The organism is Lachnospira sp. CLA-JM-H23 (genome assembly GCF_040096425.1).
GTDB lineage: Bacteria > Bacillota > Clostridia > Lachnospirales > Lachnospiraceae > Lachnospira > Lachnospira rogosae.
On the sequence record NZ_JBBMET010000002.1, the window covers coordinates 237202 to 253204 of the forward strand.

Consider the following 16003-nt stretch of genomic DNA (forward strand, 5'->3'; position numbering starts at 1 on the left):
AAGTGCCCAGACAACACTTGATATTTACTATATAAATAATTATATACTGTTATCTGCTTCTGTATAATATGACTTAACTGTTCCTTAACCGGCTAATAACCTTTTGAAAATATTCTGGCAAATCTGCACTATATTCCACATACTCTTTGGTTGTCGGATGTATAAAGCCAAGAACACCTGCGTGCAAGGTCTGTCCACACAGATTAAATGGAGATTTGCCGCTTCCATATACATCATCTCCAAGCAGCGGATGTCCTATACTTGCCATATGAACTCTTATCTGATGTGTCCGTCCGGTTTCTAACTGACATTCAATGTAGCTGAATTTGCCAAATTGTTCTAATACCCTATAATGCGTTACTGCCCTTTTACCATTCTTTTTATCAACTGCCATCTTCTTTCTATCTGATGGATTGCGGCCAATCGGAGCATCTACAACACCCTCAGTGTTATTAAATTGATTATGTACTATGGCATAATATTTTCTTGTAATAGAATGAACACTTAACTGCTGTGCAATAAAATTATGTGCATAATCATTCTTGCAGGCAACGATAACACCTGTTGTATTCATATCAATTCTGTGAACTATTCCCGGTCTTAATACACCATTAATTCCCGATAGATTATCACGGCAATGATACATCAGGGCATTAACAAGCGTTCCACTATAGTGCCCTGCAGCTGGATGTACAACCATACCTTTTGGCTTATTAATAACTATTATGTCATCATCTTCATACACTATATCAAGCGGAATATCCTCAGGAACAATTTCAGGAACTACAAGCTCAGGAATATGTACATTTATAATATCATCAGCCGCAACCTTATAATTGGATTTGACTTTGTTATTATTGACAGTAATCATACCCTCATCAAGCAGCTTCTGTATTCTTGAACGTGATACATCTGCCAGTTCATCAGAAAGATACTTGTCAATTCGTGTATTCTTGTCATCAATATCTACAATAAATGTAGTATCTTCCAGCAAATTTTCTTTATCCGTATTTATTATTTCGTCAATCATATTATTCTGCATTCTATTCCTCAATTCTGGTAATAATCCAAGATTCATATAATTAATATATTGCCCTGCTTATTTCTTTAAAGATAAGAACGCAAAATCATCTTCATTCTTATATACAAAAAGAATAAGTATTATAAATATAATAACTGACACTGTAACATAACAATCTGCTACATTAAATACCGGAAAATTAATTATTTTGAAATATATAAAATCACGAACATATCCAAATCTCACCCTATCTATAAAGTTTCCTATAGCTCCAGCAGCAAGTAATATACAGGTTATGTATACAGGTATATATTTCCTGATTAATGGTGTCTTAAGAACTACGTATGTAATTAAACATATCATAATTACTGTAAGCACCAGAAAGGCATTAATCTTTCCGCTAAACATTCCAAACGCACTTCCGTTATTTCTAAGATATGTAAGATGAAGAACATCTTTAATAATTACAAAATCCGGCTTATTGTACAGCCTTTGTTCAGCTATATACTTAGTTATCTGGTCTATCTGTGTAAGCACTGCTGTTATAACAATATATAAGACAAGGCTTAATATTCGTCTTTTCTTACTAATGCAGTTAAAATCCTGCTGTGCTGTGTTGATAATATCTGTATCTGACATATACTCTATTCTCCAATTATTATGTTCTCTTTATAAAACAGAATGTGCTTTGCACATTCCCACGCCAAGCACGGTCGTTAGCGTTAAACCAGAGCTTCGTGCAAGTGTGTATCATCGTCACATAGTATTTTTATGTAATATGGTGTTTTATTGAAATTACCTATTACATAAAATAACATCTTTTAATGCTGCAAGCATCTCCTCATCTGTTACATCATAGTCAATATAAGCATTACCGATTTCTTTTAAAAGAATAAATTTAATCTTGCCTGCATCCATTTTCTTATCGCTCTTTGACACTTTGACAACATCTTCTGCTGTAATTCCTGTTACATTAAGAGGGAAATCATATAACTTGAACATATCTATTGCATCATTATAAGCCCCCTCATCAATATCGCCTCTGTTGACTGATATTCTTAATGCAGCAATCATTCCAAGTGTAACACATTCACCGTGATAGAGTTTAAAATTCATAAGTTTCTCTATTGCGTGTCCTAATGTATGTCCATAATTAAGAAGTGCCCTGTCGCCTTTTTCTTTAGGATCTTTTTCTACAACTTCTCTCTTTATATTGCAGCTTACATATATCATCTGCTCTAAGGCATCTGAATTCCGGTTCTTAATGTTGCTTATATTATCTCTTAACCATTTATAATATGCGGCATCTTTAATAAGACCGTGCTTGATTATTTCACCAAAACCGGAATTGAATAATCTGTCTGAGAGGCTCTTAAGCACTGATATATTCATATATACAAGCTTAGGCTGGTAAAATGCTCCTACCATATTCTTGTATGCTCTGAAATCAACACCTGTCTTTCCACCAATACTTGAATCAACCTGTGCAAGAAGCGATGTGGGAACCTGTATAAAGCTTATTCCTCTAAGATATGTAGCTGCTGTAAATCCAGTTAAATCTCCAACAACACCACCGCCAAGTGCTACAAGCATATCTTTTCTATCAAAATGGTTCTTAATAAGAAACTCATAGACATCTTCAACTGTATCAAGATTCTTGTTAGCCTCGCCAGCTTCAAATACATATGTAAATATCTTATTGCCAGTCTTTGATAACTGATCCTCTACATACTTCGCATATAAAGGTGCAACATTGCTGTCAGACACAATACAGAGTTTTCTTCCTGTAACTCCTAACTTATCAAATTCTTCTGCTAACTTATCGAAGCTCTGTTCAATAACAATATTATATAAAGGCTTTCCTTCGTATTTAACATTAATACACTTAGACATAATATTCTCCAATCTAATCTTAGTAATAACTAAACTGCCACTCCTTGCAAACCAAAGAGTGGCAGTAATATAAATTATCTAGAACTTTGTATCATTCTTAAATGATGTAAGATCAATACCACCAGCTACTATCTCAGGAATATCTCCTGAAATATCCACATTAGGAGGTGTAACAAGGAATATGTAATTGGTAATCTTCTGTAAATTACCTCTTATCGAATAACATGAGCCTGCTGAGTAATCAATTATTCTCTGTGCAATCTCAACGTGAATTCCTTCAAGATTAAGTACAACAGCCTTACCACTTAAAAGCGTATCTGTTATCTCACTTGCATCTTCCATAGACTCTGGTCTGATAACAACTACTTCAAGACCTCTCGCTGTCTGCTTAATTGGAACAACCTTTCCTCTTGAGTTCTTAGGCTTGTCGCTCATTGTAAATGAAGTTGATGTATCTTCATCATCTGACTTCTTAGAACCTGAAAAAAGCTTCTTTCTTGCTGAAGGCTTATCATCATCTTCGTCATCATCAAATTCTTCATCGTAATCGTAATCATCATCAAATTCATCATCCTGAACCTTGAAAAGATTCAAAAATCCATCAACAAAACTCATAACATCTCTCCCTAATATATTATAATATTACATTAATTATAGTAACTAAAAATCTTATCCTTCTGTATCAACACACATATGTCTTTATCTTACGCATTACCATAATCTCTATGTCCGAATATAGCAGTACCAACTCTTATATGAGTAGCACCTTCTTCAACAGCTATAACATAATCATTAGTCATACCCATTGAAAGCACATCCATATTGATATTATCAATGTTTTTAGCATTAATGTCAACACATAATTGCTTTAATTGTCTGAAATAACACCTATTATCTTCAGGATTTTCTACATATGGAGCACTTGTCATCAATCCACGGACTCTAATTCCACTAAATCCACTAATTGCTCTAACAAACGCTTCAACTTCTTCTGGTTTAAAACCAAATTTATTAAGTTCGCCTGCAACATTTACTTCAATTAAAATGTCAGCTACAATCCCTTTTTTAACAGCCTCCTGATTAACAGCCTCTGCTAATCTTAATGAATCAACCGAATGAATCATAGAAGCCCTGCCAACAACATATTTAACTTTATTACGCTGTAAATGTCCTATCATATGCCATACTATATCTTTAGGAAGAGCATCAACTTTATCTACCATTTCCTGAACATAATTCTCTCCAAACTGGTGTTCACCACATTCATATATCTGCATTATATCTTCCTGTGGCTTAGTCTTGCTTACTGCAATAAGGCACACTTCACTCTTATCACGTCCGCTCCTCTCGCAAGCTGCTTTAATATTCTTCTTAACAGCTTCATAATTAGATTTTAGCATTTCATTATGATTATCCAACATAGCAATTCTCCATTCTGATTAATATATCATTTCATTTGGCTGGTATTTCAATGCGTCTAATATAATTCGGTCATACACTGATATTCCGTGTGTAAGATTTTGCTTGACAATATAATATTCATTATTCTCATCAATAATCTCAACCGGACAGAATATTGTATATCCGGTATTAACACAATATACACCTTTTAACTTCTTCGTTGCCCCGATAACATACCTTGATGCAGAGTCTGGCATTACAACCGCAATTCCTGATTCCCAGTCTGACTTGCTTACATACACATAATCATCAGTAAGCTTGTATATATCTGCTTCAACAAATGTAGTTATAAGATTACCATTATCATATTTCTCACATATAAATCCCTGATTACTGCTGTTACCACCTTTTGTAAGGTAAGACCTTGGAATTTCGTAGAATTCATTTTCTGTAACTGCTGACACAGGTATCTTCATACCACTCTTACCAGTTGTAACAAGCTCAATATCAAGAAATCTTTCCTGTGCATATCTTATCATATAGCTGTCTAGTGATAACTTTCCATAATAGCCATCGCTCTTCTCTATAATAGAAAAACCACATTTTACTGTCATATTATCTTTCTTAATCTTAATATTAAGGCTTTTCTTAGAAGCCAGTCCATACTCATCAATATCATCTTTAGATAACTTGATAAGCATATACCAGTCTTCACTTGTAACTATCTTATAAGCAGGATTACCTGATACAATAAGTGATTCACCTTTTAAATTATTCTTATTATAGTTATCTTTATTGAAATCATTAGTTGTTACATTGTTGTCATTAATCTGTTCATATCCGTCAACCGCATATACAACAATACCATTGCTTTCAGCTGTTACTGTCTGGAAAAGGTTCTGGCTTCCTGTATTCTCTACAATAGAATCAAGGTTAGCAACAACATTTTCATTAATAGACTGTAATACAGTCACATTAAGGTCTGATTTCAGGTCATATACATATGTAAAATCACTTCCATCATAATCAGTCTTATAATTATTGAGTGTCGTCTTAATATCTGATAAATTCTTCTCTGAAAGTGAATTCTCACCTAATTTGTTATATGAAGAAAGTATCTCTGATACCCTGCCGGTTTCATCGACAGTATAAATGGTATCGCCCTTCTTAACTCTCGTCCCTTCCCGCTGGTAATAATTGACATTGCCAGAATAAGGCGAATTGTATACACTTTCCTCTCTTACTGCTAACGCTGTAAATACAGCATTATTCGTTAATGAACCTACGTTAACTTCATATGTCTGAACCTTTGCTTTGGTTGTATACAACACAAAAAAACATATTATATAAATAAGTACAAGGGCAAATATAAATGCCACAGCCCGTGGTCTTCTTTTATACCTGACTACTTTATTACCTGGCATAACTCCTCCCTTAATCATTAATAATACATCAAAAGCTACCGTTCTTGTTCAAACGGCAGCTTATATTTTAATAATTCTCACTGATTATTGATATATTTCTCTCCATTCCATATCGCCTCTTTCCAGCGACTTAATCAATAATTCTGCTGTGGCAAGATTAGTTGCTAATGGAATATTATACATATCACACAGCATACATATATTATTAGAATCTGGTTCATGAAGATTTGGTGATTCCACATCTCTTAGGAAAATGACAAGATCAAGCTGATTATGCTCAATCTGGGCACAAAGCTGCTGGTCACCACCAAGATGTCCTGCAAGGAACTTGTGTATAGAAAGATTAGTAACTTCTTCTACAAGTCTTCCTGTTGTACCCGTCGCAAATAACTGATTCTTGTTCAGAATTCCTTTGTATGCAATACAGAAATTCTGCATTAATTTCTTCTTTGAATTATGTGCTATTAAACCAATGTTCATAAGAACCCCCTATCTTATGCTGTTATTTTATCAAGATTGCATTTTAATGCTATGGCTTGTTACAGCCAATATCTTTAATACTTATCTATTATCCACGGAAATCATCTGCAAATATCTCATCATCTCTGTCGACATTTCTTTGCAGATTGATATTCAACACAATTCCCATTGCCGCAAATAAATTAACAAGTGATGTTACACCACAACTAAAAAATGGAAGTGGCAAACCTGTATTAGGCAGAAGCTTTGTAACAACGCCTATATTAATAAACGTCTGGAATGCTATATACGCCGCTACACCGCAGCATATCAGCCGCCCTTCTAAGTCCTTAGCCCTTACTGCTGTAATTATACACTCTATTACGATAGTAAACAACAAAAAAATTGTAATTAAGCAGCCTACAAATCCAAGTTCTTCACCTATAACCGCAAATATAAAGTCATTCTGTGCTTCTGCTATATATCCGGCATTCTTAAGTGAAGATGGATCTTCATTATTAAGGCCTTTACCTGATAACTGTCCTGAACCTATTGCCTGAACCGCATAATTCTGCTGATATACACCAGCACTTACCGTTCCATCAGTAGAATCACTTCCGTATATGAAATCGACAATACGATTTCTCTGATATTGTTCCATAAATATAGGATCTGGTGTAGCAATAATGTATACAAGAAATGCTGCTATAAGTGGAACTACAACAAGCAGCACCATACCAATTATCTTATAACTTATCCCTGCACAGAATATAATAGTAACTACTATAAGAACAACCATAACAGTGGTAGATAAATCTGGTTCTTTAACTATAAGCAGTATAGGAACTAAAAGTACAAGTGCAATTATGACGAGAAACTTCCACGTATTAAGCCTGTCCTTATACATAGATATTACCTTAGCTAAGAATATGGCTATAATAAGCTTCATAAACTCTGAAGGCTGTATCTGAAAAGATGTACCTATGCCAAGCCATCTTTTCGCACCGTGGCTTGATTTACCTATAAGCAGTACAAGAACAAGCAGTATATTGCCTATTGCATACCAAAGCCAGTAATATTTAGTTATAAATTTGTAATCAACAAATGATATAAAAATCATCATTAAATATGCTACAGCCATACCAGCACCCTGCTTTATGGTATAACTTGAATTAGCACTGTTTACAACCATTAACGCATATATACAGGTAATTGTTATCAAAGCAATAAGCCTGAAATTATACGATCTTAGTTTATATTTTTTAAACATAAATTCTCCACCACAATAATCCTTATTTGATTACACGTGATTATTTGTCACTATTTCTCATATCCTTAATTGGAATATTAGCATAGATTGCAGGTACAGAACCATTATCACCTTCTGATTCTGTAGATGTTATCTGGATATCAAGTCCTTCTGCATCTATTACCATGTATTTTGAAATAACTTTAATTATGTCATTTTTTATCATTTCCATAACTTCAGGAGAGCAATTAGCCCTGTCAGATACGAGCAAAAGCTTAAGTCTGTCTTTTGCTACATCACCAGAACCCTTCTTCTTAAATAAATCAAGTAAACTCATATCTTCTTCCATTCTGCCATATATGGCTCATATACTTAAGGCCTGAATTGGTCTTAGTTCTTTTTATCACCCTTAAAGAGTGATGATAACTTCTTAAAGAATCCACCCTTGCCATTAAGATCAAGGAAAGGTACATCTTCACCGAGAATTCTATGACATATATTCATATATGCCTGTCCAGCCATACTGCTGTCACCTACTAAAGGCTGACCCTTGTTAGTAGCAACTACAATATTCTCATCATCTGGAACAGCACCTATTACATTGAGCTGTAAAATGTCGTTGACATCTGCGATTGACATCATCTCACCTCTGTTGACCATATCCATTCTTATTCTGTTGACAATTAAATCCTCGCGGTCTTTTAAGCCATTAGCATCTAATAAACCTACAATTCTGTCAGCATCACGGATAGCTGAGACTTCTGGAGTAGTTACAACTAAAGCTCTGTCAGCTGCAACTATGGCATTCTGGAAGCCCTGCTCAATACCGGCTGGGCAATCAAGTAATATGTAATCAAAGTTCTCTGGATCTGCTTTAATCTCATCTACAAGCTTAATCATCTGTTCAGGTGAAATAGCTGACTTATCCCTTGTCTGTGCTGTTGGAAGAAGATACAGATAAGGACATCTCTTATCTGTAATCATAGCCTGCTTTAAACGACAGTTACCCTCTACAACATCTACAAGATTGTATACAATTCTATTCTCAAGTCCAAGTACTACATCAAGGTTTCTAAGGCCTGTATCTGTATCAATCATAACAACCTTTTTTCCAAGCTTAGCAAGACCAGTACCTATATTAGCTGTAGTTGTAGTCTTACCTACGCCGCCTTTTCCTGACGTAACAACAATAACTTCACTCATTTTATTTCCTCCAAAATTAATATACTAAGTAAATAAATACACAATAAAATAATTATGCGTAATTTTGCTCATTAAATCAAGACTTTTTTTGAATTTATGAACATTTATTCTAAAATAAACCTGTTTACACATTCAAATTTATAAATGAATATCTTCAAGTACATCCTGTGCAAAATCTTCAACATATATATTGCCTTCAAATACATATGCTATCTTAGGCTGTACGCCTTTGACCTTACTCTTTAATCTCTTCTTTATAACAACAGGAGCATCTGAACTTCTGGCTATAACATCTGCAATCTTAATCTGCATAGGATCCATATCAAGAGCAACAACAAATGCATTCTCATTGCCATTGGCACCTGCATATATATTGCCTCTTAAGCTTCCTAATACGATAACATTGCCACACGCTATAACCTTGCCACCCGGATTAACATCTCCAAGTATTACTACACTACTCTCTGTTTCAAGAACTTGTCCTGATCTTAATGTTCCTTTATAGAACTGGCATAATGGCTGTGTAAGTGTATTATCTGTCGATACATCATCTATGCTGGCACTGGAAAATACACGGCTGTGCATAACCTCTTCATTTGTATTATCATATGGTACATCTGGCAATATGCCATCTCCGGCAACCTTGGCGATTGCTCTTGCGTACACTTCATCTTTATCCTTGTTGTGTTCCATCAGACACACAATGTTAATATCCGACTCCTCAGATATAATATCAAGAATTTCCTGCTCCTCGTTGTCAGTAAGATTTCTTCCTTCAAGTGATAATGCAAGATTGGCTTTTTCAAAGAATTTGGCTGACGCCGCAAATTTGGTTCTTATTCTGTCTTTGAGCTCGTCAAATCCAAGATTATCATCGAGTTTAACAGTAATTCCATTCTTACTTCCCTTGATTACTACTGAGTTATCCAACTATCTTCACCCCTTATTTAATATTATTTATAACTATTCCATTCCATAATATATCTTATACACATCTGCTGTCAAATCCATAGATGTTGTTGATGAGTATCCGTGCTGGATACATACTGATACACATATCTGCGGATCATCGTATGGAGAATATGTTACAAGTAATGAATGGTCCGGTTCGTTAGTATTTTCCTGTGCAGTACCTGACTTAGCTGCAATCTTTAAACCAAGCTTGGCTATTGTTGAATATGAATTACCTGCGAGCATCATACCCTCGTGTACTGTACTCCATATATTACTGCTTAGTTCAACCTGATGATCAACATCAGCGTGATTATCTTCAATAAGATTACCATCAGAATCTGTAATCTTATCTACTAGTGTAAGATTATAGCATGTTCCTGATGTAGCTATAGTTGTTACATATCTTGCAAGGTTTAATGTACTGTATTTGTGGTTACCCTGACCGATAGCTGAAGCAACTGAGTTAGTATTAGAAGCCATTGGCTCACTTTCCTCAATTTCAACACCTGCTTTAGTCGATAAACCCAAAAGGTCTGAGTATTTCTGTAATATAGTTGTTCCGTAAGTACTGTTATAATTGCCATTCTTACTGCACGCAAGATTATAACCTACATTATAGAAGAATACATTACAGGAATCTCTTATCGCTGTTGCAGCCACTTCGCCACCATGTCCTGATAATCTCCAGCATTTTGGTGATGGTGTTACTTTATCAAATGAACCAGAACAATAAAATGTAGTTCCAGATGATATTATACCTGTATCCATACCTGCTATAGTTGTGCATGGCTTGTATGTTGAACCGGGTGCAGTAAATGACTGTGTTGCCCTGTTTAACATAGGACTTGCCTTATCATTAATAAGACTGTTGAAATACTTGGCATCAACGCTTCCTGACAGCTTGTTATTATCATAGCTTGGATAAGATACCATTGCTATGATATCACCATTCTTAGGATTTGTTACAACAGCAGATGCTGAACAAGGTTCTAATGCAAGCTGGGCAGGAGTTATTATTTTATTAGATATCGCATATGTCATAAAATCATATGCTCCAAGGCTTCCTGCTGCTAATGCTGAATATCTTGAATTCTCAGAATTCATATCAAGCACTCCCTGTTCATACAAAAGCATACATACCTGTCTTCCTGATATAGAACCAGAATTAATCATATATTTATACATTTTCTTATAAAATGAGGTATCTTCCCTTAAATATCCATCAATATAATCAAGAAGTGCATCATATGATTCTTGTAAACTTGTGTACTGTTCAGTAGAGAAAACATTAAGATTAATCCAATTCTTAGCTATTCCGTGTGTCAGAAGTTCTTTAAGACTTGTTCCATCTGCCTGTGTCCAGTCCTTATATACATCATCTGTTGTATCGACATTAGATGTATTAAATACCCCTCTGTCTTTAAGGCTTGTATACACATACCATATATAAAGCTGCTGTTCTTCGTTTAGCTTTCCATAAGGTGTATCACCGTCAGCTAACTCACTTCGTATCCAGTCCATTGTACTGTCCTGTTTTGAAAGAAAAGCTGAATAAACCTGTGCCTCCGTGTCTGTACTCTGTTCAGCGATATGCTTTATTGACACAATATTGTTATCAATAAGTGCAAAATATACTTCTTTAGCAAGAATGTATACAGTATCTACACTTCCGTTAGAAGTATATGAATACTTGGTATCACCACTTGTCATATAAGTAAGAAGTATCTGTACAAGTCTGTCCTCAATTGCATTATATAGATTTTTCTGAAGATTAATATCGATTGTAAGGTACACATCATTGCCAGTCTCTGGGTCTGTCTCACCAAGTACCTCTGTAATTCGTCCTACTGTATCTACATAAACCTGTCGTTCACCCTTAGTACCTGAAAGCACTGATTCCATACTCTTCTCAATGCCACTCTTACCTACAGTATCGTTACTGTCGTACTTATCTCCAAGTGTTTCTAACTCGCTTGTAGATACTGTACCTGTGTATCCTAATATCTGTGAGCAGTATACACTGTCCACATATCTTCTTATATATTGTTCTTCTACTGTAACACCTGTCAGATCATCTGAACTCTCAAGTATTGCCGCAACAGTTTCATCTGATACCTCATTGGCAATTGTAAAAGAAATGTATCTGTTATATGAATTAGCAGACATATATCTTCTTAAATTAACAATCATAAGTGCATGGTCAACAGAAAAACCTGCTGCTTCTACCATATACCCCTGTGATTTAAGGAAACTAACTGTTGATGAAAGAACCGTTGCCTGATTTTTTGAACTATCAGACGCAACAACAACCTCATACTTTTCACATAACTGTCTGAAAAGCTCCTGTGCTGTTACATTTCTTTCTTCATCACTAAGCTCACTTATTGAACGTTTGCCATATATATCCCTTAAAAATCTTAAAAGTTCATTATCCTTTATATTGAATACATACTGTCCGTCTTCATATACAATAGGAAAATCATTAGAATATGTATCTCCCTTTGCCTCAATAATATCAAGTGTCTTATCTATTGAAGCATTAAGCTTTTCATTCTTCTCTGCGTTATTGTTATATTTACCGCTGTCACTTATTCTTACGGCATATGCAAGGTCATTATAAGCAAGAAGCACACCATTCTTGTCGAATATTCTTCCTCTTGTCGCCGCAACGCTCATATCTTTCTGTATAGAACTTGATAAATCTTTTACATAAGACTCTCCATTGATTATCTGCAATCCAAACAGCCTGTTAATAAGCACACCTACCAATATGGCAAATACCAATATAAGTGGAAAAATTCTTGATTTGAAAAGACTTAATATATACTCAAATACTTCCTTCATCTAATATACCTTTTTTCCTTTTCTTCCATTGAATATCTAATATTGAATCGAACTTCATCAAAGGATAATACAATACCAATGCTACAACTAATGTATACACAACCTCCGGCATAATAAATCTTCTTAAAAAGAAGTCTACATTCAGCCTGTTGTGTAATAAGAAATTGCCTATATATGATAAAAATTCAAAAACAAAATCAGATGCCATTATCATTGCCAATGGAATAAGGACTTCAACCTTCTCATATTCTTTATAAAATATTCCCGAAAAATATCCTATGTATACAAAAACCAATGCTGAAAATCCAAACAGAGAAGAAAAGAAAAGATCATACATAACACCTGATAAGAAGCCTACTAACATTCCTTCATTCCTGCCTTTAAAAAAGCCAAACAGCACCGGCAGTATTATAAGCAGATTAGGTGTAATGCCACCTATTCCGATAGCATTGCCAAATGTAACCTGTATCAGATAAAATAATAATATTAAAATTATTTCTGCAACTTTCCTTTTCATAACACTCCTGCTTTAAATCACTGATTTTTCATTTCCGTTATAATAAGTACCTCTTGAAGATTATTAAAATCAACTGCTGGGACAAGATAACCTGACTGTGTCAGATTATTAGAGTCCGCTGTTACATCCTTTGCATATCCTATAAGAATTCCCTGAAGATATTTGTCGCTGATATTGGAAGTAACTATCTTATCACCATTTCTTACTGTTATATCAGCCTTAATATGGTTAAGATGTACAAGACCACTGTCAGAAAGCTCAATATCTCCCTCAACTATACAGGTATCATTAGTATCTATTAACATTCCACTTACTGAATTATTATCTTCAATAATTGTCTTGACTATGGAATAATTCTTTCCTACCTCAGCAACTATTCCAACAAGACCACCACTTGCAATAACATTCATATCTTTCTTAATTCCGTCATCAAGGCCTTTATCTACTTTAAATGCCTTAGACCAGTTATCTGTTGTAACACCGATAACTCTTGCACCTACTTTAGTATAGCCCGGATACTTCTCGTCAAGCTTATATAGCTCTCTAAGACGTGTAAGTTCATAGGAATCCTGTCTTAACTGGTTGTTCTCTTCTGTCAGATTATCTATTTGGTTCTTTAACTCATTATTCTCGTCTAATACAACTGAGATTTCCTGTAAAGTAGTAACTTTATCATAGGTCCAAAGTCCAAGATTATTCATTCCCTTCTGCAACGGAACAACAACCATAGAAACAGCATTTCTTAAAGGTGCTACAAGACTATCTGTAAAGAAGCTTGTTGAAACAAATATTATACATACAACCGTCACTGCAATAAGAATGTATCTTGATGTCATATATGAAGATAATTTTTTTCTCATATTACCTGTCCTTAATCATAATTTTTATCTTGTGGAGTATATGCAACCTTAGAAAACTGTGGATTATTTACTACTCCTATAAGACCTCTTACAACACTTTCAGAAGGCTGGTCTACGATATTAACATTAAGATTAGTCTCCTGCTTTATAAACTGTTCAAGATTGTTAATCTGTGATGTACCACCTGATACATATACACCATTCTTAATAATATCAGCTGCAAGTTCTGGTGGAGTTCTCTCAAGTATAACTTTGATTGCATCCATAATTGAGTGAAGTGCATCAACAATCGCATTATAGACAACATCTGATGATACATCTACGCTTACAGGAAGTCCTGAAAGTACATTACGTCCAAAGCCGAGTGCAAATGTTTCTTCAACCTTTACCGCACTTCCAAGTTCCTTCTTTAAGCTTTCTGCTGTCTTGCTTCCTATTACAAGATTGTATACCTTTTTAACATTATTGATAATGCAGTCATCAAGCTTATTACCACCAATCTTGATTGACTTGCTTATTACAATACCACCTAATGACAATACAGAGATTTCTGTTGTCTCTGCACCGATATTAACCATCATAATACCTCTTGACTTAGTTACATCAAGACCTGCACCGATTGCATCTGCAACTGGCTTATCAACGATATATATATTCTTGGCTTTAACTTTTGAATCAGCAACAAGTTCATAAAATGCTCTCTTTTCTACTTCAGTAACATCAGTAGGAACTGCAATATAGAAATCATTATTGCCTGTATTCTTCTTATCTCCATTAACCTTATTAAAGAAATTAAGAAGTAAAGTCTGCATATTCTCAATATCTGCAATCACACCAAACTTAACCGGGAACGAAACATCAATATTCTCTGGTGCTTTCTCATACATTTCATATGCTTCATCACCAAATGCTAAAAGGTCTTTCTTATTAGCAATGGCTATAATGTTCTTCTCATTTAATATTGTATCTTTTTCTTTACAGCACATTTTAAAATTACTTGTACCAATATCAATTCCATATACGTTAGACATATTTTCTTCCTTTCCTGTAGCAACAATTCTATTGTCTCAAATAACCACATTCATTAAGACTTGTGAAATTATTATCTCCAATAATTATATGATCTATCAGATGTATTCCAAGAATAAGACCCGCCTTTCTTATCTGCTCTGTAACACTTATATCCTGCGGACTTGGTGCTGGATCACCGCTTGGGTGGTTGTGAATAAGAACTATGCTTACCGCTTTGTTCTTACAAGCTTCACTAAACACCTCTTTAACTGAAACAAGTGAGCTGTTCACCGTTCCGATTGATATAACACTGTCCTTAATAAGATTAAGCCTGCTGTCAAGCATTACAAGAACAAGACGTTCTTTGGTTAAATGTCTCATATCCTGCATATAATACTCAGCAATAGCATATGGCGATGAAAAATCCAGTCTTTTCCCTGCTGACTGCTTGGCAAGTCTTCTTGACAACTCACAGATACACTTTAACTGTGCCGCCTTCGCAAGCCCTATTCCCTTGATATCCATAAGTTCATCAATAGACATATCAAATAGTCCTAACAATCCTTTGTTATGGGACTTGTCAAGAATATCCTTTGCAAGCTCTCCCGCAGGCTTTCCTGATACACCAGTCTTTATTATCGCTGCAATAAGTTCTGTATCAGTAAGCGACTGTTCACCCAGTGATATACATTTCTCGTATGGTCTTAAGTCTTTAATACAATCTTTGTCACATATTAAATTGTCATTCATAAAATCTTAGATAAGATTTACCCTAAATAAATTTATATATAACAATTGCGAGTATAACGCCAATAATACTGGCAATTGTTATCTTAATCTGAATTGAAAATGTAAGAACAATAAATCCCAGATTAAGAATAACAGGACTCTCCATAAGTCCCGCCCCAAATGACTGGCCATATGAAAGCCAGCTAAGTGCTGGTATGCCCGATGTTATCTCAGCTATAAGCCCACCCAGCACAATACCTATAAGAATGAACAGTATAAGAAACCAGCCATTCTTGTACTTGGAAATACTACTCATATTCCTCCATTCTTGCGTATTAATATTAATAATACGCTAACATTTTATCAACTTTTTTATAAGAATACAATATTAACTATTCAATATATTATAATATTATTAAAAAACTGACTAATGTAGTA

General features: G+C 34.7%; 17 protein-coding genes. All 17 read right to left on the reverse strand.

Annotated features, from left to right (window positions below; genetic code table 11):
- Positions 1 to 73: 73 nt before the first annotated feature.
- The 17 genes from WMO42_RS03490 to WMO42_RS03570 all read right to left on the reverse strand — a co-directional run bounded on the left by WMO42_RS03490 (position 74) and on the right by WMO42_RS03570 (position 15881).
- Complete coding sequence (locus tag WMO42_RS03490; protein ID WP_349191573.1) at positions 74 to 1042, reverse strand: RluA family pseudouridine synthase; 969 nt, start codon at positions 1040 to 1042, stop codon at positions 74 to 76.
- Between the two features lie 57 nt (positions 1043 to 1099).
- Positions 1100 to 1660, reverse strand: a complete 561-nt coding sequence (gene lspA, locus WMO42_RS03495) for a signal peptidase II (protein WP_349191574.1) — start codon at positions 1658 to 1660, stop codon at positions 1100 to 1102.
- Between the two features lie 156 nt (positions 1661 to 1816).
- Positions 1817 to 2914: a 3-dehydroquinate synthase gene (gene aroB / locus WMO42_RS03500; RefSeq protein WP_349191575.1), complete on the reverse strand. Its 1098-nt coding sequence runs from the start codon at positions 2912 to 2914 to the stop codon at positions 1817 to 1819.
- A gap of 78 nt (positions 2915 to 2992) precedes the next feature.
- Entirely contained in the window at positions 2993 to 3529 is a 537-nt protein-coding gene (locus tag WMO42_RS03505) for a cell division protein SepF (protein WP_022501775.1), read from the reverse strand.
- A gap of 89 nt (positions 3530 to 3618) precedes the next feature.
- Positions 3619 to 4314, reverse strand: coding sequence for a YggS family pyridoxal phosphate-dependent enzyme (locus WMO42_RS03510; protein ID WP_055306672.1), 696 nt, complete (start codon positions 4312 to 4314; stop codon positions 3619 to 3621).
- A 39-nt stretch (positions 4315 to 4353) separates the two neighbouring features.
- Entirely contained in the window at positions 4354 to 5739 is a 1386-nt protein-coding gene (locus WMO42_RS03515; RefSeq protein WP_349191576.1) for an HlyD family efflux transporter periplasmic adaptor subunit, read from the reverse strand.
- Positions 5740 to 5823: 84 nt separating this feature from the next.
- A complete protein-coding gene (locus WMO42_RS03520; protein ID WP_022501778.1) occupies positions 5824 to 6219 on the reverse strand; it encodes a methylglyoxal synthase in 396 nt (131 codons plus the stop codon).
- An 88-nt stretch (positions 6220 to 6307) separates the two neighbouring features.
- Positions 6308 to 7468 (reverse strand): FtsW/RodA/SpoVE family cell cycle protein, encoded by a 1161-nt coding sequence (locus WMO42_RS03525; RefSeq protein ID WP_022501779.1) that lies wholly within the window; start codon positions 7466 to 7468, stop codon positions 6308 to 6310.
- Between the two features lie 40 nt (positions 7469 to 7508).
- Positions 7509 to 7784 carry a cell division topological specificity factor MinE gene (gene minE / locus WMO42_RS03530; protein ID WP_022501780.1) on the reverse strand — a complete coding sequence of 92 codons (276 nt, stop codon included), beginning with the start codon at positions 7782 to 7784 and terminating at the stop codon, positions 7509 to 7511.
- A gap of 53 nt (positions 7785 to 7837) precedes the next feature.
- Complete coding sequence (gene minD / locus WMO42_RS03535; RefSeq protein WP_022501781.1) at positions 7838 to 8650, reverse strand: septum site-determining protein MinD; 813 nt, start codon at positions 8648 to 8650, stop codon at positions 7838 to 7840.
- Between the two features lie 138 nt (positions 8651 to 8788).
- Positions 8789 to 9580 carry a septum site-determining protein MinC gene (gene minC, locus WMO42_RS03540; RefSeq protein WP_022501782.1) on the reverse strand — a complete coding sequence of 264 codons (792 nt, stop codon included), beginning with the start codon at positions 9578 to 9580 and terminating at the stop codon, positions 8789 to 8791.
- 33 nt (positions 9581 to 9613) lie between these two features.
- Positions 9614 to 12448: a penicillin-binding transpeptidase domain-containing protein gene (locus WMO42_RS03545; protein WP_055174712.1), complete on the reverse strand. Its 2835-nt coding sequence runs from the start codon at positions 12446 to 12448 to the stop codon at positions 9614 to 9616.
- Positions 12432 to 12965: a rod shape-determining protein MreD gene (gene mreD, locus WMO42_RS03550; protein WP_022501784.1), complete on the reverse strand. Its 534-nt coding sequence runs from the start codon at positions 12963 to 12965 to the stop codon at positions 12432 to 12434. The genes WMO42_RS03545 and mreD overlap by 17 nt, the downstream gene beginning before the upstream one ends.
- 17 nt (positions 12966 to 12982) lie before the next feature.
- A complete protein-coding gene (gene mreC, locus WMO42_RS03555; protein WP_022501785.1) occupies positions 12983 to 13825 on the reverse strand; it encodes a rod shape-determining protein MreC in 843 nt (280 codons plus the stop codon).
- 11 nt (positions 13826 to 13836) lie between these two features.
- Positions 13837 to 14856 (reverse strand): rod shape-determining protein, encoded by a 1020-nt coding sequence (locus WMO42_RS03560; protein WP_055174709.1) that lies wholly within the window; start codon positions 14854 to 14856, stop codon positions 13837 to 13839.
- Between the two features lie 28 nt (positions 14857 to 14884).
- Positions 14885 to 15586, reverse strand: coding sequence for a DNA repair protein RadC (gene radC, locus WMO42_RS03565; RefSeq protein ID WP_055306594.1), 702 nt, complete (start codon positions 15584 to 15586; stop codon positions 14885 to 14887).
- A gap of 22 nt (positions 15587 to 15608) precedes the next feature.
- Complete coding sequence (locus WMO42_RS03570; protein WP_022501788.1) at positions 15609 to 15881, reverse strand: DUF4321 domain-containing protein; 273 nt, start codon at positions 15879 to 15881, stop codon at positions 15609 to 15611.
- Positions 15882 to 16003: the final 122 nt, after the last annotated feature.